The organism is Cryobacterium sp. W22_MBD10_FK3 (assembly GCF_052113745.1).
Lineage (GTDB): Bacteria > Actinomycetota > Actinomycetes > Actinomycetales > Microbacteriaceae > Cryobacterium.
The window spans coordinates 16,233-33,250 of the sequence record NZ_JBGQOH010000022.1; the positions used below are offsets into that span (position 1 = coordinate 16,233).

Consider the following 17,018-nt stretch of genomic DNA (forward strand, 5'->3'; position numbering starts at 1 on the left):
TCCCGCCGGCTAGCGTGCGTCCGGCGTGATCGGCACCAGTGTGACATCGGTGAGAGCGCCGTCGTCGGCGACCGCGGTCAGGTAGGTGTGCGCGAGCTGGCGGCGCCGGTCGGTCGGTGACCCGGGGTTGAGCAACCGCAGCCCCGCCGGCGTCACGCTGTCCCAGGGAATGTGGCTGTGCCCGAAAACGAGCACGTCGGTGTCGGGAAAGGCGACGTCCATCCGGCTCTCCCGCCCGGTGGCCTGACCGGTCTCGTGGATCATGGCGAAGCGGATGCCCTCGATGCTGGCCCTGGCGATCTCCGGCAGCACAGCGCGCAGGCCGGCGCCGTCGTTATTGCCGAACACGCCCAGCACCGCTGTCGCCCGCTGCACCAACTCGTCGTACAGGCTGAGGTCGACCCAGTCTCCGGCGTGCAGAACCAGGTCGGCCTGCTCCACGGCCTGCCACACCTGCTCAGGCAGGCGCTGGGCCCGTTGGGGAACGTGGGTGTCAGAGATCAGCAGCAGTCTGGTTGCCATGCCTCCATTCTGGCCCGCTACCGGTGGGGGCGCACGCGGGATAGGTTCTCAGCGTGGCCGACCGCTTCAACAGCACCGACAGCATGCGCGACGCCGTCTTCTTCGACGGGCCGGCATCCGCTGCGCGGTATTCCAGGTTCTGGATGCTGCTGGTGCTCGCCTCGATCATCGCCTCAGCGGGGATCGTCGGCGATTCCACCGCGACGGTGATCGGCGCCATGATCGTCGCCCCGCTGATGACACCGATCCTCGGCACCATGCTCGCCACGGTGCTGGGCGACCGGGCCAATCTCATCCGTTCCCTGTCGTTGGTGCTCGGCGGCGCTGCGGCGGCCGTTCTGATCGGTTTCGCTGTGGGCCTTCCCGTGCAGACCGAGGTGCTGGCCAGCACCAACGCCCAGGTCGCGGCCAGGGTGAGTCCCCGGCTCATCGACCTCCTGGCCGCCCTCGCCACCGGGGTGGTCGGCTCGGTGGCGCTGGTGCGCCGGGACATCTCCGACACCCTGCCCGGCGTCGCCATCGCCATCTCCCTGGTGCCACCCTTGACCGTTGCCGGGCTTGTCCTGGAGTCCGGCTCTGCGGATCAGTTTCTGGGGGCGATACTGCTCTTCGTCACCAATGTCGTCGCAATCCTCGGCACCGGCATCGTCGTGATGTCGGTCTATGGCGTCAGTCGGCTCGCCCGCCACCGGGTTCCCGGCGACACCAGCACGCCCAGCCTGTTGCGCCCGGTGGCGGTGCTCGCCGTGATGTTGCTGGTCATCGGTGTTCCGCTCACCCTGACCAGCGTCGAGGTCACCGCGCGCAGCAATCTGGAAGGCGCTGTGCAGACCGTGGGAGCGGAGTGGGCGAGCAGCGTCGGCTGGAGCGTCACCAACGTCTCCTCGCGCGGGACCGAGGTGATCCTGCAGGTGCAGGGGTCGCCGCCGGTGCCCGACACCGGCGGGCTGGAAAGATCGCTCGCAGCGGCGGGGATCAACCCCGACCGGGTCACGGTCGACCTGTCCCCGGCCACCATCGTGAAGCTCTCGCGCACTCCCTGACCGGTGCCGGATCAGCCGCGCGGTTCGCTGCCGCCGGGGGTGCCGGGCAGGGCGCCGAGCGTGCTGACCACGAGATCGGTCAGCTCGGCGATCCGCAGCGAGTCCCGACGCAGCTCGTCCACGGCCAACGGGACTCCGTCAAGCGCACTCAGCCGGCCTTCGATCCTCTCGACCCGGGCCTGGAGATCGTCCACCCGCGCAACCACTTCGGGCAAGCGGCCGTCCAGCTCCCGGAGCCGTCCGGCATACTCCAGGGTGAGCATCGTCTCAGGGGCGAGCTTGCGCACCAGCCCGCCGATGAGGTTCTTCGCTGCAGACACTACGACGGTCCTTTCCTGGCAACGCCGACAGTGGCGATGCGTCGATCGGTGGCCATGGCGACCTCTATGGAACGAATCTGCAGATCAGGTTCGAGTTCAATCAGCTGCCGGAATTCGCTCACGGTGAGGTGCCAGGTTGTGGGGTCGTCGACGCTCAACCGTGGCGCAGGCACGGTGGCGAAGGTTGCCATCCATTCGCCACCGCGGCGCAGGAGGAGGGCCACCAGGTTAAGCATCGCGGGCCGCGCTTCCAGGGTCATCGCGTGCACGAGCTCAGCGGCGAACACGTGTGCAGGCCCCGTCCGGCCCGATTCACCGATGGCCAGCGCCAGGGTCTGGCGGCGATCGCCCAGATCGGTCCGATGGAGTTCGACGGCGGGATGGCTCGACCCCAGCTGGGCGGAGACCGACCGCAGGGCCGACGCCGAGAAGTCCATGCCGACGAGGCGGTGGCCGCGGCTCGCCAGATGCAGGAGGTCGGTGCCGGTGCCGAAGCCCAAGTCGTAGATGGTCGCATCCGCCGGCACCCGGTCGAGGAACGCTCTGGCCACGGCCGAGGGGCGAGCGGTTTCGTCCGCGTGGGACGCGTTCTCCTCGTCCCAGAAATGGAGATGCTGATTGGTGTTGCCGAACCAGGTCTCGTAGCGCCGGGCGGCGTCAGGGGGCGTGACGAACCGGTGCCCGGTATCCGGGGTGCGCCAGGTTGGACCGTAATTGGCCTCGAGCCAGCGCTCGGGCGGATTCGGGGCGGCGAACGGCCAGCCGTCGATGACGATCTCGGTGAGCTGTTCGAAGGTGTCCCGAGGAATCGGGGCCCGCACGTGGAAGGGTTGCATGAAGATGTCGTCGCGGTAGAACCCGCCGAAGACGTCAACGTGGAACGCGGTGCCGCGCTCCTCGGGGAAGTGGATCTGCATCTGGGTGGCGCTGTACCGGATCACGGTGTGCCCGGCGTCCTCCAGGAAACGTTGGAGTTCGAAGCTCTCCAGCGCAGCATCCAGGGGGTTCTCGTAGGAGCTGACGTAGCCCACGTCCGCGTCGTCGTCGTGGGGCAGGAGCGCGCCGGAACGCACCGGGCCGAGGAGAGTCCCACCCATGATCCACGGCTTCAGGCCGAACCTGGTGAGTTCGGCGAATACTTCGGTGGTGCGGCGGAGGAGGTCGGCGACGGTCTCCCGGTCGGCGTCACCGAAGGTGACCGAGTGGTGACCCCATTTGTTCAGGACCACGGCCTGCCCGGCCTCATCGGTGAAGCGCAGGGCACCGTCCGGGTCGACCGCAGACCGCACCGGCACCCGTTCGAGCTCCGCTCCGGTCTCGGCAGAGTGCACCACGAGGTCGCCGGCTCCGCGCAGAGTGAGACCGAAGGCCGGGGGCAGGTGGTAGCGGACGACACCGTCGACCGACCGGTCTGCGACCTCGGCGGTGAGGGTGAGCACACGACGACCCGACACTCGCACCTCGATGGCGTGAGCGGCGTCGCCCGGCATCTCCAAGGCTGATCGGGTCAAATCGAGCTTCATTTCACTGCGACCGCCTGTAGCTCAGCCGGTGAAGTGTTCATCGGATGTTCAAGTACCGTCCTCCTGCCGTTAACCCTACTGTCTGAGAGTTCTCACAGGCAAGGGCGCGGGCGGGCGCAGAAAAGCCCGCCCGATCCTGAGGACCTGGCGGGCTTTTCGAAGTGCGGAGACGGAGGGATTTGAACCCTCGGTGCCCCGTGAAGGGCACTCCACCTTAGCAGGGTGGTGCACTAAGCCGGGCTATGCGACGTCTCCCGAATGTCTGCTTGCGCAAACACACATCCACCATACTAACCGCACCGCGGCGTCCGTTTGAACACCGTTCGCACGGATGCCGCGGCGGGTACTACTGGTCGGCGAGTGTACGGCCGGCCGAGCAGGTGTACTGGGACGCATCCTGCCCGTAGACGTTGCTGGGCAATGCCGACGCCGTCGGAGCCGGCTCGGCCTCGGGGTCGGCAGGGACCGCCGGATCCACCGGAGCCGCCGGCTCCACGGGTTCGACCGGCGCTCCTGCTGCAGGGTCGGCCACCGAGAGGAAGTCGGCCTCTCCGGGCGCCAGCGTCGGTGACTCGTCGGCCAGGATGGACGCCATCAGGTCGTCCGCGGCAGATTCGTCGGGTTCGACGCCCCCGTCGACGTTGTAGACCGGGTACTGCACGAAGACGACCTTCTCGAGCGGAATGTCCTTGAGCGCCATTGCGATGGAGACCATGGTGTCCATGCTCTGCAGGTGGCTCGACAGCTCCATGTTCTCGACGGCGGCCTTGGCGATCGAATACAGCTTGATCGGGTCGCTCAGGGTCTCGGAGCTCTTCAGTGTGCGTACCAGCGACGACAGGAAGACCTGCTGGTTGCTGATGCGGCCGAGGTCGCTGCCGTCACCGACGCCGTACCGGGTGCGCAGGAACTGGAGGGCCTCCAGGCCCTTGAGCTCATGCTCGCCTGCCGTGAGGTTCAGGTCGGTGTGCTCGTCGACGATCGGCTCCGCGATACAGACCGGAACGCCGCCGACGGCCTCTGACATGGCCGCGACGCCGTTGAACTGCACAACAGCCGCGTACTGGATCGGTAGGCCGGTGAGCTCTTCGACTGTCTTCACCGTGCAAGACAACCCGCCGTAGTTGAGGGTGGTGTTGATCTTCTGGTTGCTCATGGCGGAATAGGTTTCGCCGTCGGGGCCCGTGCACTCGGGGATGGGCACGTAGGTGTCGCGGGGGAAGCTGACGACCGTGGCGCTGCTGTGGTCCTCGGCGATGTGCAGGAGCATGGTGACGTCGTTGAGGACGGCGGTCTCCTCGTCCGGGTCACCGTAGCCGTCGCCCTGACCAGCCCGGCTGTCGCTGCCGACGAGGAGCAGGTTGGCCCCGCCGTCGATGGAGCTGATCTGCGGGACCGGGCCCTCGGTCTCGTTCTCCAGGTGGATCGGCGCCTTGACGCTCGTGGCCACGTTGAGGGTGGCGAGGGCGGCGACGGAAACGCCGCTCACCATGACCACGGCGAGAGCCGCGGCGAGCACCTTGGCGACGTTGGCGAAAGCGTTGGAGCGCTTGAGCCGTCCATGCCTGGCGATGGTGCTGATCTGCTTCGATCGTTTCGATCGTGTCGAGCGGGGGCGCAACTGGTCGCTCACTTACGATCCTTTCGTCATCCTGCAGGTGCGGCGCCTCGCAGCGCGGAGGGCGTGGGATTCGAACCCACGAGACATTTCTGCCCACCAGTTTTCAAGACTGGCTCCATCGGCCGCTCGGACAGCCCTCCCGTGTTCGACGGCGGGACCACCCCGTGATGGGCTGGATCCAACATCGAACTTCGCCCGATCTTAGCCGATCACGGAATCTGTAGCCTGACACGCGAATCTGGTAAGGCCCTGCACGGCCGATCACTGCGCCGCGGTGGCGCCCGCCGCAGCTCTAGAGACTGCTCAGAACCACGGCCAGGCCGTCGTCCTGCACGCTCACCGTGAGCTCGCTGGCGGCCTCGAGGACGTCGTCGGGTGACTGGCCCATGGCGACGCCTCGTCCCTCGGCACCGGCCCAGAGCAGCATGTCGATGTCATTCCGTCCGTCGCCGACCGCCATCACCCGGCTGCGCGGGATGCCGCACTCGGCCCGCACCCGTTCCATGGCGGTGGCCTTGTTCACCCCGTCTGGGGCGATGTCGAGCCAGGCGGTCCAGCCGATCGCGTAGCTCACCCGGTTCAGACCCATCTGCTCGACCACAGCCAGGAAGTCCTCCATGTCGTGGTCGGGCGAGACGACGACAACGCGGGTGGCGTCGTGGCGCAGCAGCTCTTCGAAGGCGACGTGCTCGCTGTCGATGCCGATGGTGGCGTCGGGGAACGCCTCGGTGTACCTGTAGAAGCCGTGCTCGTCCTCCACCGCGTACCGGGCATCCGTGAGGTGCGAGCGGATGGAGAGCAGCACGTCGCTCGGGTCGAAGGTCTCGACCCATTCGCGGCGGTACCCGGTCGGGGCATCCGCGTCTCGGTGCAGCGTGATGGCCCCGTTGGAACAGACCACGAATTGCGGCGTGATACCGAGACGCTCGAGCACGGGAAGGGTGGCGGCGGCGCTTCTCCCGGTCGCGAGCATGATCTCGTGACCGGCCCGGTGCACCCGGCGCACCTGGCGGATGACGGCCTCGCTGATGGTGCCGTCCTCGTGCAGGGTCGTGCCGTCGATATCGAGGGCGACGAGCCAGGGAGCGTCGGTCTGCGGCGTCATCGGATGGGTGTGAGCACTTCGAGCCCGCCGAGGTACGGTCGCAGCGCCTCAGGCACAATGACCGACCCGTCGGCCTGCTGGTGGGTCTCCAGAATGGCGACGATCCAACGGGTGGTGGCCAGGGTGCCGTTCAGGGTCGCGACCGGCGCGGTCTTGCCCGATTCGGTGCGGTAGCGGATGTCGAGGCGCCTGGCCTGGAAGGTCGTGCAGTTGCTGGTGCTGGTGAGCTCGCGGTACGCGCCCTGGGTGGGCACCCAGGCCTCGATGTCGAACTTGCGGGCAGCGCTGGAGCCCAGGTCGCCTGCGGCCACATCGATGACCCGGTAGCTCAGGCCGAGGGCCTGCAACATGCTCTCCTGCAGGGCAACGAGGCGGTTGTGCTCGGCCTCGGCGTTCTCGGGCAGCACATAGGTGAACATCTCGAGCTTGTTGAACTGGTGCACCCGGATGATGCCGCGGGTGTCCTTGCCGCCCGACCCGGCCTCACGGCGGTAACAGGTGGACCAGCCGGCGTAGCGGAGCGGGCCGTCGGTGAGGTCGAGGATCTCGTCGCTGTGATAGCCGGCGAGGGCGACCTCGCTGGTGCCGGTGAGGTAGAGGTCGTCGGCGGGCAGGTGGTAGATCTCATCGGCGTGCTCGCCGAGGAACCCGGTGCCGTCCATGATCTCGGGGCGCACCAGGGTGGGTGTGATCATGGGGATGAAGTCGGCCGCGAGAGCGTGGTCCAGGGCCATGTTCATCAGCGCGATCTCCAGCCTGGCGCCGATGCCGCGCAGGAAGTAGAAGCGGGCGCCGGAGACCTTGGCCCCGCGGGCCATGTCGATGGCTCCGAGCATCTCGCCCAGTTCCAGGTGGTCGCGGGCTTCGAAGTCGAAGGTGGGGATCTCGCCGTGCGTGCGCAGGGTGGCGAAGTTGTCTTCGCCACCGGCGGGCACGCCGTCGATGATCGGGTTGGCGATGGTACGCATCACGCTCGTGAAGCGGGCTTCGGCTTCTGCGGCGGTCACGCCGGCGGCCTTGACCTCGGCGGCGAGGCTCTGGGCCTGGGCCACGAGGGCCTTCTTCTCGGCCGGGGGCGCCTGCGCCACGGTCTTGCCGAACGCGTTCTGCGAGGCGCGCAGCGCTTCGAAGGTGGTGATCGAGGATCGCCGCTCGGCGTCCGCGGCGAGCGCGGCGTCGACGGCCTCGACAGAGTCGCCTCGCGCCTCCTGCGATCGCTTGACGAGGTCGGGATTTTCGCGTAGCAGCACCGGATCAATCACCCGGTCAGTCTACAAGCGCCAGCCGTTGCCCCCTTGCTAGCCTGTGCGGGTGCCAGCCTCGAGTTCCGTACCCAGCGACATCCCCTCGAGTGTGCGCCGCGCGGCGGTGGTCTACAACCCGGTCAAGACGGATGTCGACAGGTTGCGCCTGGCCGTGAACGCCGCCGCGGCCGCGGCGGGCTGGGCGGAACCGCTCTGGCTGCAGACGAGCGTGGCCGACCCCGGCCAGCGGGTGACCCGGCAGGCTCTGCGCCAGGGCGTGGCGATGGTGCTCGCCGCGGGCGGCGACGGCACGGTGCGCGCGGTGGCCGAGGCGCTGCGCGGCTCGGAGGTGAGCCTGGGCATCCTGCCCGTGGGCACCGGCAACCTGCTGGCCCGCAACCTGCAGCTGCCGTTGAACAGCCTCGACGAATCCATCGCCATCGCCTTCGACGGGGCCGACAAGGCGATCGACCTGGGTGTGGCCTCGGTGACCTACGCCGACAACAGCATCGACGACCATGTCTTCTTGGTGATGGCCGGCCTCGGCGTGGATGCCCAGATGATCGCCGCCACCCGCCCCGACCTGAAGAAGCAGGTGGGCTGGTTGGCCTACGTGGATGCCGGCATGCGCGCCATTCCCAAGGCCGAACCGTTCCGGATCCGGTACAGCCTGGGCACCCGCAGTGAGCACCAGGCGCTGGTGAGCACCATCCTGATCGCCAATTGCGGCGTGCTGCCGGGCAACATCCAGTTCCTGCCCGACGCCCTCCTCGACGACGGCATCCTCGACATCGCCGTGCTGCAGCCCAAGGGTGTGCTCGGCTGGCTCAAGATCTGGCGCCGGGTGACCTGGCAGAACGGGGTGCTGCGGCGCTCCGCCGTGGGCCGGCGGATCATCGAGCTCACCGAGACCGATGACGAACGCGCGATGACCACCCTGGTCGGCACCGACATCCGCATCGTGCCGGACCACGCGCAGGAGTTCGAGCTGGACGGCGACGAATTCGGGCTGGTGAAGAGCGTGTTCCTGCGGGCCGACGCCGGCGCCCTGCTGGTACGGGTGCCGGCCGGCCGGGTGGCTGCGCGAGACGCCGGAGTCGGGCTCAGTCCGGCCGGGTGATGGTCCCGCGCCGGGCCTGCCAGGTCCAGGCGTGCCAGAACAGCAGGCCGGCCATGGTGACCAGGCTCGCGATCAGTATCGGCGGGGTGATCGAATAGCTCAGCTGCTGGAGCAGCATGCCGAACGGGACGGGCCCGTTGCCGCTGTAGGAGTAGTTCGCGAAGGCGTTCGTCGCTGCTTGCCACTGCAGGGTGAGGGCGGCGACGACGAACAGGATGCTGGCCGTCCAGAGGGAAACGATGAACGGGTTCTTCTTCGGGCTGGCGAACTCGTCCTGGAACGCGTCGGCGTCGAACGGGTCGGTGTCCAACGGGTCGGTGTCCGACAGGTCGGAGTCCGTCGGATCGCCGCCGGGGTGGCCGCCAGGGCGCACGCCGTCGAGAAGGTCGGGCCAGGACGGCTCGGTGGGCCTGGCCGGCGCCGGCGGGGCACCGATCAGGGGCGCACGCGCGGGAGGGCGCGGCGCGTCGCCGGGCTGGTATCCGCGCTGGAACCTGGCGTCGTGCCGTGGATCGAACGTCGGCGGCTCGAGCGCCGACCCGTCGTTCGCCCCCCGGCCGGTCATGCCGCCGGCTCCCCCGTGATGAGGCCGCGCAGCCAGTCCCTGGCTTCGATGAAAACACCGTCGTCGTAGCGGTCGGTGAACACGTTGAGCTGTTTGTCGGCCCGCGGATAGGAGCCGAGGAAGATCACCTTGGGGCTGAACCGGCGAAGGCCGAGCAGGGCGTCTGCCACCCGTTCGTCGAGGATGTGCCCGTCGGCGTCGATCACGAACCTGTAGCGGCCGAGGGAATCGCCGATCGGGCGGGACTGGATCAGGCTGAGGTTGACGCCGCGGGTGGCGAACTGCTCGAGCATCTCCAGCAGGGCACCGGCCCGGTCCTCCGGCAGTTCCACGATCACGCTGGTCTTGTCGGCGCCGGTGGGCGCCGGGATCACCGTGGTGCGGCCGACGAGCACGAACCGGGTGACGGCGTTGGGGTTGTCTCCGATGTTGCGCGCGAGCACCACCAGGTCGTGGTGCTTCTCGATGCCGGGCGGCGCCACGGCGGCATCCGCCGGCCCTGGCTCGAACAGGGCGGCTGCGGCGGACACGTTGCTCGACGACGGGATGTGGCCGTGCCTGGGCAGGGTGGCCTCGAGCCAGCTGCGGCACTGCGCATACGCCACCGGATGCGCGTTGACGATCTTGACGTCGTCGAGGGTGGTGCCTGGCCTGGCCACGAGTACGAAGTTGACCGGCACCAGGTATTCGCCGATGATCCGCAGGTTGGGCACGCTGGCCAGGGCATCCTGGGTGGCGCTTACCCCGCCGTCGACCGAATTCTCGATGGCGATCATGGCGGCGACGCTGCGTCCGCTCACGACATCGGCCAGGGCCTCCCCCACGTTGTTGACGGCCCGCCATGGCAGGCCCTGGGCCTCGGGTACCTGGGCGAGGGCGGCCTCGGTGAAGGTTCCCGCCGGTCCCAGGAAGCTGTAGTGCACATCGGGAGTCTCTGGCATGGCTCACAGCCTAGTTGGAGTGCAAGACTGGGCAGTATGAACGCACGCGCAGGCACCCCGGCCCAGAAATCCGATCTGATCGACGTTGAGGCTCTCATCAGGGCGTATTACGACCTCAAACCGGATGTCACGGTTGCCGCCGAGCGGGTCGTCTTCGGCACCTCCGGGCACCGAGGCAGCGCGTTGAACACGGCGTTCAACGAAAACCACATCCTCGCCACCACGCAGGCCATCGTGGAGTACCGCACCGCCCAGGGCATCACGGGGCCGCTGTTCATCGGCGCGGACACCCACGCGCTCAGCGCTCCGGCCACCACCAGCGCCCTCGAGGTGCTCGTGGGCAACGGCGTGCGGGTGCTCGTGGACGAGTTCGACGACTTCGTGCCCACCCCGGCGCTTTCGCACGCGATCCTGGCCTACAACCGGGCCGGCCACGACGACCAGGCCGACGGCATCGTCGTCACCCCCAGCCACAACCCGCCCATGGACGGCGGCTTCAAGTACAACCCGCCGCACGGCGGACCGGCCGACAGCGACGCCACCTCCTGGATCGCCAACCGCGCGAACGAGATCATCGTCGACGACATGCGGGACGTGCGCATGGCCGAGCCGAGCGCCGTCGAGACCTACGACTTCCGCGGGCACTACGTCGACGACCTCGAGAACATCATCGACATGAAGGCCATCAAGGCCAGCGGCATCCGCATCGGCGCCGACCCGCTCGGCGGCGCGAGCGTGCACTACTGGGGCGCCATCCGGGACCGGTACGAACTTGACCTCACCGTGGTGAACCCACTGGTCGACCCCACCTGGGCCTTCATGACCCTGGACTGGGACGGCAAGATCCGCATGGACCCGTCCAGCCCCTCCGCGATGGCTTCGGTGCTGGCGCACAAGGACGATTTCGACATCCTCACCGGCAACGACGCCGACGCCGACCGCCACGGCATCGTCACGCCGGACGCGGGCCTGATGAACCCGAACCACTTCCTGGCCGTTGCCATCGAATACCTCTACAGCCACCGCGACGGCTGGCGGGCGGATGCCGCGATCGGCAAGACGCTCGTCTCCTCCACCATGATCGACCGGGTCGCCGGGTTCCTCGGCCGCGAGCTGTGGGAGGTGCCGGTCGGCTTCAAGTGGTTCGTGCCCGGACTGATCGACGGCTCCGTCGCTTTCGGCGGCGAGGAGAGCGCCGGAGCGAGCTTCGTGCGCTTCGACGGCACGGTCTGGACCACAGACAAGGACGGCATCCTGCTGGCGCTGCTTGCCGCGGAAATCGTGGCCGTGACCGGCAAGTCGCCCAGCGTGCGGTACGCCGAACTGGCCGAGCACTTCGGTGCCCCGGCCTACGAGCGCATCGACGCCGTCGCCACACCCGCCCAGAAGACCGCCCTCGCCAAGCTGGACGGAGCGGCCATCACAGCCACCGAGCTGGCCGGCGACAAGATCATCGGTGCGCTCAGTCACGCGCCGGGCAACGGCGCGGCCATCGGCGGGGTGAAGGTCTTCACCGAGTACGCCTGGTTCGCGGCCCGGCCCAGCGGCACCGAGGACGTCTACAAGATCTACGCCGAGTCGTTCAAGGGCCCGGAGCACCTGGCCCAGGTGCAGATCGAGGCGAAGGCCATCGTCGACGCCGCGATCAGCTAGCCCAGCGTCTGACTGGCCCATTTTTGCTAGTGCGGAACCCCGCCCAACTAGCAAAAGTGGGCCACTCTTGTTTGCGGATGTGGGGCTAGGGGATGCTCCAGTAGTACGCGGTGCCGCCCGGGTGCTTCTCGGTGATGGCGTAGTCCACCGAGAGGTAATCGGTGTTGTCGGTGTGCCCGGCGTAGGAGATGACGATGTCGTCACCGGTTCCCTCGATGCGCGAGACGATGGCGGTGTGATCGCGGTCGCCGGAGTTGTCCCAGTCGAACTGCACGACATCACCGAGCTTCACCTGGTCGCGCTGGTCGTCGGTCAGGGCGGTGGCACGGCCGGAGTCGGCCAGGTAGTTCATGAACGCGGTTGAGCTCACCCAGGGCGAGGAGAAGTCGAAGTCGGAGCCGGTGCCGCTGGTCCACCAGGCGTCGTCCATGGCCCAGCCTCTGGCGACGAGGGACTGGCTGGTGAAGTTCACGCAGTCGTTGCCGGTGACGACACCGTACGCGTCGGTGTTGTACTCGCTCCAGTACGTGAGCGCGTAGTCCAGCTGGGCCTGCACGGCGGGGTCGACGTCGACCGGTTCGGCTGTTGTCGCCGGGGTCTCGCGCGGCAGATCAGTCGTCTCGGCGGAAGCGGCCGTCGCGGCCGAGTCGTCCCGGGTCGCACCGGCGTCGCCGGCGCCGGATGTGGCCAGTGCCACGGTCCCCACGACAAGTCCGCCGAGCACCAGGGCGACGACTCCGATCCGTGCTGGTCGAGCTAAAGCCACAACTACCTCTATTCGAAGGGGGAATCCTTAAGCCAACCACATCACTTGGTGAAGAGTCTGTGACCGGGCTATGAGCAGCCGATGCACCGTGAGGGCATCGGCCGGAGCACGTTGCGGTCTAGACAACGCTCCAGTAGCTGACGCTGCCTCCGGCCAGTGCCAGTGACTCGTCGACCGACCTGTAATCAGTGTTGTTCGTATGTCCCGCGTAGTAAACCTCCACGCCGACGTCGGTCTTCTCGACTCGTGTCACGATGCCGGTGTGGTCCTTGTCGCCGGAGTCATCCCAGTCGAACTGCACGATGTCACCGACCTTGACCTCGGCGCGCTGCTCGGCGGTGAGCGGCGTCGCGCGTTCGGGATGGGCCGCGAGGTAGGCGGCGAAGGCCGTGGAGCTGGCCCAGGCCGCGCTGTACTGGCCGGTGCCGAATGACCACTCGGCGTCCATGGCCCACCCTCGTGCGATGAGGGACTGGCTGGTGAAATTCACGCAGTCGTTGCCGGGAATCGCGCCGTACACCGCTGAGTTGTAGTTCTGCCAGTGCGCCAGCGCGTAGTCGATCTGCGCGGTGATCCTGGGGTCGGCCACGTAGGTGAAGGTGAGGGCGGGCGGGGCCGGTTGTGATGCCGTCTCGGGCGCGGCAATGAGGGCGGCGGCCATCGGTTCGACCGCCTCGGTCACGGCGGCAGTGGCGGCGGCGCTAGACGCGGTGTCGTCGCCGTTCAGGCTTGCTCCCCCGGCCACCGGCACGGGGTCGCCGGCACCGGAGAACAGGCTGACCGGCACAGCGCCGAGGCCGGCCGCTGCCGGCGTCTGCAGGGTCACGGTATCCGCTGTCGCCGACACCACCTGGGCCGGGTTGTCGCCGAAGCTCGCGCTCGTCACACCCTCGAGGTCGGTGCCAGTGACGGTCACGAGGGTTCCGCCGGTCACCGGCCCCGCCGGCGTGCCATCGGTCGCCAGCACCGTACTGCGGATGATCGGCTCTGCCGGCGTGATGACGGTGGGCATGGAGATGGTCGCCGAGGGGGTCGGGCTGGACGTCACGGCCGAAGCGGCGGCCACGGGGCCGGCGTCGGCCCGGAACGCGCCGCCATCAATGACGAGGCCGGCAACGATGGCCACCGCGGTGGTAGCGGCGGTGAGGCTCCCGACAATCACGAGGTGGCGCTTGTGCTGTGCCTTTTTCCGCTGGTGTTGCAGCTGGCGTCTGGTGGGGTTGCGGGAGTCAAAAGGGGAAGCGGGGCGCACAGAATCGTTTCTCGTTGGCAGAGTGGGGACCTGTCAGGGAATCATCCGCGCATGACAAGAGCCTGTGCCCCACCTCCGAAACCCATGCATGAGCATGAATGCGACCGAGGGTTTCAGCCGTTTCAGCCGTAGGAGGGTGCGGCGGGAAGACCGAAGAACTCCTCGAGAGTGGTGACGCCCGTGTTGTGCATTTCGGTAGAAAGGTCGATTCCGATGTACCGGAAATGCCAGGGTTCGAACTCGTAGCCGGTCACGGGGATCTTGTCGGCGGGGTAGCGCAGCAGGAATCCGAACCGCCACGCGTTGGCGGCGAGCCATTGGCCGTGCGGCGTCTGGGCGAAACAGGCGTCGAGGGAACACTGACCGGGCTGGGCGCTGATGTCGATTGTGAGGCCGGTCTGGTGCTCACTCGTGCCCGGGCGCGCGGTGCTCAGGTCGGCTCCGGCCTGGCCGAGGTTGCCGACATCGTTGTTGTACACCCGGGTTTGGGAGTCGAAGCTGCGATACGCGCTCTGCGACTGCAGCGCCAGTCCGGTTTCGGCCGTGAACGCCGCGAACAGTGCTACGACGGCGTCGGAGGCCTCCTGCCGGAGCTTGGGCGGATTGGCGAACGGAACGGGCACGTCGACGAGGTCAGCCGGGCCGTAGTCGGTCGGGTTGAGCGGACGAAGCTTGTCGACGACCACCCAGATGCTGTCGGGGTCGTCGATCGAGCGTGCAGTGCGGTCGAAGGCGGGCGCAGGGACCGGCTCTGGCGTGGCGGAGGGAAACGGGCGAGGCGGGTTGGGCGACGCGGTGGCCGACGGCACCGGCGTCGTGGTCGGGTCGGCGGGCAGAGCCCCGGCCCGGCCCGTGATTCCGCCCAGAACCATCGCGCCACCGCCGGCGAGCACGAGAAAACCTGCTGCGAGCGCGATGAGCGTGCGACGACGGCGCACGGCCGGCGACGCCCCCCGGCGCGATTCTTCAGACACGATGCCGAGCATATCCTGCGCCGTCGACCAACTCTGCGTCCACCGGGCGGATCGGGAATTCCATCGGACAATGACCTGTTGTACCCGACATGCGAATTGTTGTAGCTGGTGCCCACGGAAAAATCGCTCGTTCTCTCAGCCGGGAGCTGTCCCGGGACGGCCACACCGTGGTCGGGCTGATCCGCAATGAGGAACAGAGCGCGGATCTGCTGCTGGACGGAGCCCAGCCCGTGGTCCTGGACCTGGAGAACAGTTCGGTAGACGCCTTGGCTGCGGTTCTTTCAGGTGCCGACGCGGCGGTGTTCGCGGCCGGTGCCGGAGCCGGCAGCGGCGACGCGCGCAAGAGCACGGTCGACCTGGGCGCCTCAGTGCTGCTGGCGGACGCCGCCGAGGCAGCCGGCGTGCGCCGATTCGTACAGATCTCCTCCACCGGCGCCGACCTGGTGCGCGACGGCGTCGTGCCCGAGGGTGTGCCGGCAGACTTCGTGGCGTACCTGCGAGCCAAGCTCGGCGCCGAAGAAGACCTGGTACGCCGTGACCTGGCGTGGACCATCGTGCGCCCCGGCACGCTCACCGACGATGAGCCGACGGGCAGTGTGCGCCTGGAGCGCACCGGACCCGACAAGAGCGGCGCCGTGCGCCCCGAGACCACGGGCAGCATTCCCCGCGCCGACGTGGCCGCGGTCCTGGCCGCGCTCCTGGGCACCGGAGCGGGCGACCACGCCATTTTGCACCTGATCTCCGGTCCCACGCCGGTGGCCGCGGCGGTCGCGACCTTCGCCTGACCCGCGTGGGCCGCCCGCGTGTAGCCCGACCGAGAGTGCCACGGCCGCGTAGGCGTCTGTTTTGACCCTCGAACAGGTGTGTATTTCGGCATCAAGGTAACGAATCGCACATCAGTGCCGGTTCGTGAGAGCGCTCTCTTGACATCGGCTCCCAGCGGGTTCTATGGTGGGCATCACACGTGAGAGCGCTCTCACAGCTTTTCTTCGGCGGCGCTCCACACCACCAGCACCACACACACACAAAGGAGTGACCGTGAAGCGTTTCCCGCGCCCCACGATTGTGGCCGCCGTTGCCGGCGCCGCAGCCTTCGCCTTGCTTGCATCGGGCTGCGCGCCCGCCGGCGGCTCGAACGAGGCAGAGGGCGGCAAGATCAAACTGACCGTCGCCACCTTCAACGAATTCGGCTACGAGGGCCTGTTCGAGAAGTACATGGAAGAGAACCCCGACATCACCGTCGTGGCCAAGAAGGCCGCAACGTCGAACGAGGCCCGCGACAACCTCACCACCCGGCTCGCCGCCGGCAGCGGCCTGGCTGACGTCGAAGCCATCGAGGTCGACTGGCTTCCCGAGCTGCTTCAGTACTCCGACCAGTTCGTCGACCTGTCCAGCGACGAGGTCGAAGGTCGCTGGCTCGACTGGAAGGAAGAGTCCGCAACCGACGCGGACGGCCACCTCATCGCCTACGGCACCGACATCGGCCCGGAGGGCGTCTGCTACCGCTCCGACCTCTTCGCCGCCGCCGGACTGCCCACCGACCGTGCCGAGGTTGCCACCCTCCTCGGTGACAGCTGGGACAGCTACTACGCCGCGGGCGCGACCTTCACCGCAGCCGGCACCAACGTGCCGTGGTTCGACTCGGCCGGAGCGACCTGGCAGGGCGTCATCAACCAGTTCGACAACGCCTACGAGAAGGATGACGGAACCGTCATCGCCACCGAGAACCCCGACGTGAAGGCGGCCTACAACAGCGTCCTCGACGCCAGCGGCACCCTCTCGGCTCACCTCCAGCAGTGGAGCGACGACTGGACCGCGAGCTTCCAGAACGACGGCTTCGCGACCATGCTGTGCCCGGGCTGGATGCTCGGCATCATCGAAGGTAACGCCGAAGGCGTCACCGGCTGGGACATCGCAGACACCTTCCCCGGTGGCGGCGGCAACTGGGGCGGTTCGTACCTGACCGTTCCCGCTCAGTCCGAGCACCCCGAAGAAGCCCAGGCGCTTGCCGCCTGGTTGACCGCCCCCGAGCAGCAGCTCTCGGCGTTCGCCTCCAAGGGCACCTTCCCGAGCCAGGTCGAAGCTCTCGAGAGCCCCGATCTGCTCGAGTCGACGAACGAGTTCTTCAACAACGCACCGGTCGGCCAGATCCTCGCCACCCGCGCCGCGGCCGTTGAGGTCACCCCGTTCAAGGGCGTGAAGTACTTCCCGATCAACGACGCCATGCAGCAGGCCCTCACCCGCGTCGAAGACGCGACGATGACCCGCGAACAGTCGTGGGAACAGTTCGTCACTGACGTGAACGCACTGGGCTAACCAGCCGGTTCACCGCTCGTCCGCAGTACCCGCCAGGTGGAGGCACCTGCCTC

The 17,018-nt window shown here is 68.0% G+C and carries 16 protein-coding genes and 2 tRNA genes; 5 read left to right on the forward strand and 13 right to left on the reverse strand.

What is annotated here, in order from left to right; all coding sequences use genetic code 11:
* Window positions 1–9 precede the first annotated feature (9 nt).
* The gene (locus ACEN2M_RS15970; RefSeq protein WP_441649133.1) at window positions 10–522 is read right to left on the reverse strand and encodes a metallophosphoesterase family protein; all 513 of its coding nucleotides are present in this window, start codon (window positions 520–522) and stop codon (window positions 10–12) included.
* Between the two features lie 53 nt (window positions 523–575).
* Here ACEN2M_RS15970 and ACEN2M_RS15975 point away from each other — a divergent pair, with 53 nt between their 5' ends.
* Window positions 576–1,565 (forward strand): DUF389 domain-containing protein, encoded by a 990-nt coding sequence (locus ACEN2M_RS15975; protein WP_441649134.1) that lies wholly within the window; start codon window positions 576–578, stop codon window positions 1,563–1,565.
* An 11-nt stretch (window positions 1,566–1,576) separates the two neighbouring features.
* On the opposite strand, the gene ACEN2M_RS15980 is transcribed toward ACEN2M_RS15975, so the two are convergent.
* The 7 genes from ACEN2M_RS15980 to serS all read right to left on the reverse strand — a co-directional run bounded on the left by ACEN2M_RS15980 (window position 1,577) and on the right by serS (window position 7,396).
* Complete coding sequence (locus tag ACEN2M_RS15980) at window positions 1,577–1,885, reverse strand: hypothetical protein (RefSeq protein WP_441649135.1); 309 nt, start codon at window positions 1,883–1,885, stop codon at window positions 1,577–1,579.
* Window positions 1,885–3,408 carry a methyltransferase domain-containing protein gene (locus ACEN2M_RS15985; protein WP_441649136.1) on the reverse strand — a complete coding sequence of 508 codons (1,524 nt, stop codon included), beginning with the start codon at window positions 3,406–3,408 and terminating at the stop codon, window positions 1,885–1,887. Before ACEN2M_RS15985 ends, ACEN2M_RS15980 begins: the two co-directional genes overlap by 1 nt.
* Before the next feature lie 164 nt (window positions 3,409–3,572).
* Window positions 3,573–3,663, reverse strand: a tRNA-Ser gene (locus tag ACEN2M_RS15990).
* Window positions 3,664–3,754: 91 nt separating this feature from the next.
* Complete coding sequence (locus ACEN2M_RS15995; protein ID WP_441649137.1) at window positions 3,755–5,041, reverse strand: LCP family glycopolymer transferase; 1,287 nt, start codon at window positions 5,039–5,041, stop codon at window positions 3,755–3,757.
* A 43-nt stretch (window positions 5,042–5,084) separates the two neighbouring features.
* A tRNA-Ser gene (locus tag ACEN2M_RS16000) sits at window positions 5,085–5,169 on the reverse strand.
* 152 nt (window positions 5,170–5,321) lie between these two features.
* Window positions 5,322–6,134, reverse strand: a complete 813-nt coding sequence (locus ACEN2M_RS16005) for an HAD family hydrolase (protein WP_441649138.1) — start codon at window positions 6,132–6,134, stop codon at window positions 5,322–5,324.
* Window positions 6,131–7,396, reverse strand: coding sequence for a serine--tRNA ligase (gene serS / locus ACEN2M_RS16010; RefSeq protein WP_441649139.1), 1,266 nt, complete (start codon window positions 7,394–7,396; stop codon window positions 6,131–6,133). The genes ACEN2M_RS16005 and serS overlap by 4 nt, the downstream gene beginning before the upstream one ends.
* Window positions 7,397–7,445: 49 nt before the next feature.
* Here serS and ACEN2M_RS16015 point away from each other — a divergent pair, with 49 nt between their 5' ends.
* On the forward strand, window positions 7,446–8,498 hold the full coding sequence (locus ACEN2M_RS16015; RefSeq protein WP_441649140.1) for a diacylglycerol/lipid kinase family protein: 1,053 nt from the start codon (window positions 7,446–7,448) through the stop codon (window positions 8,496–8,498).
* On the opposite strand, the gene ACEN2M_RS16020 is transcribed toward ACEN2M_RS16015, so the two are convergent.
* Window positions 8,482–9,063 (reverse strand): hypothetical protein, encoded by a 582-nt coding sequence (locus ACEN2M_RS16020; RefSeq protein WP_441649141.1) that lies wholly within the window; start codon window positions 9,061–9,063, stop codon window positions 8,482–8,484. The two genes, ACEN2M_RS16015 and ACEN2M_RS16020, sit on opposite strands and share 17 nt — an antisense overlap.
* Window positions 9,060–10,004: a prephenate dehydratase gene (gene pheA / locus ACEN2M_RS16025; protein WP_441649142.1), complete on the reverse strand. Its 945-nt coding sequence runs from the start codon at window positions 10,002–10,004 to the stop codon at window positions 9,060–9,062. The genes ACEN2M_RS16020 and pheA overlap by 4 nt, the downstream gene beginning before the upstream one ends.
* A 36-nt stretch (window positions 10,005–10,040) precedes the next feature.
* On the opposite strand from pheA, the gene pgm reads away from it, so the two are divergent.
* A complete protein-coding gene (gene pgm, locus ACEN2M_RS16030; protein WP_441649143.1) occupies window positions 10,041–11,657 on the forward strand; it encodes a phosphoglucomutase (alpha-D-glucose-1,6-bisphosphate-dependent) in 1,617 nt (538 codons plus the stop codon).
* 85 nt (window positions 11,658–11,742) lie between these two features.
* On the opposite strand, the gene ACEN2M_RS16035 is transcribed toward pgm, so the two are convergent.
* From ACEN2M_RS16035 to ACEN2M_RS16045, 3 genes are all read right to left on the reverse strand, one after another.
* A complete protein-coding gene (locus ACEN2M_RS16035; protein ID WP_441649144.1) occupies window positions 11,743–12,423 on the reverse strand; it encodes an amidase domain-containing protein in 681 nt (226 codons plus the stop codon).
* 118 nt (window positions 12,424–12,541) lie between these two features.
* Window positions 12,542–13,585 carry an amidase domain-containing protein gene (locus ACEN2M_RS16040; protein WP_441649145.1) on the reverse strand — a complete coding sequence of 348 codons (1,044 nt, stop codon included), beginning with the start codon at window positions 13,583–13,585 and terminating at the stop codon, window positions 12,542–12,544.
* 212 nt (window positions 13,586–13,797) lie between these two features.
* Window positions 13,798–14,649, reverse strand: a complete 852-nt coding sequence (locus tag ACEN2M_RS16045) for a M15 family metallopeptidase (protein WP_441649146.1) — start codon at window positions 14,647–14,649, stop codon at window positions 13,798–13,800.
* An 89-nt stretch (window positions 14,650–14,738) separates the two neighbouring features.
* Between ACEN2M_RS16045 and ACEN2M_RS16050 the strand changes: the two genes are divergently transcribed.
* Window positions 14,739–15,434 (forward strand): NAD(P)H-binding protein, encoded by a 696-nt coding sequence (locus ACEN2M_RS16050; protein ID WP_441649147.1) that lies wholly within the window; start codon window positions 14,739–14,741, stop codon window positions 15,432–15,434.
* Between the two features lie 247 nt (window positions 15,435–15,681).
* Window positions 15,682–16,965 (forward strand): ABC transporter substrate-binding protein, encoded by a 1,284-nt coding sequence (locus ACEN2M_RS16055; protein ID WP_441649148.1) that lies wholly within the window; start codon window positions 15,682–15,684, stop codon window positions 16,963–16,965.
* Window positions 16,966–17,018 lie beyond the last annotated feature (53 nt).

Coding starts and splice junctions, on each gene's coding strand:
- ACEN2M_RS15970 (WP_441649133.1), bottom strand. CDS start 522: ATGGCAACCAGACTGCTGCTGATCTCTGACACCCACGTTCCCCAACGG.
- ACEN2M_RS15985 (WP_441649136.1), bottom strand. CDS start 3,408: ATGAAGCTCGATTTGACCCGATCAGCCTTGGAGATGCCGGGCGACGCC.
- ACEN2M_RS16005 (WP_441649138.1), bottom strand. CDS start 6,134: ATGACGCCGCAGACCGACGCTCCCTGGCTCGTCGCCCTCGATATCGAC.
- ACEN2M_RS16020 (WP_441649141.1), bottom strand. CDS start 9,063: ATGACCGGCCGGGGGGCGAACGACGGGTCGGCGCTCGAGCCGCCGACG.
- pheA (WP_441649142.1), bottom strand. CDS start 10,004: ATGCCAGAGACTCCCGATGTGCACTACAGCTTCCTGGGACCGGCGGGA.
- pgm (WP_441649143.1), top strand. CDS start 10,041: ATGAACGCACGCGCAGGCACCCCGGCCCAGAAATCCGATCTGATCGAC.
- ACEN2M_RS16050 (WP_441649147.1), top strand. CDS start 14,739: ATGCGAATTGTTGTAGCTGGTGCCCACGGAAAAATCGCTCGTTCTCTC.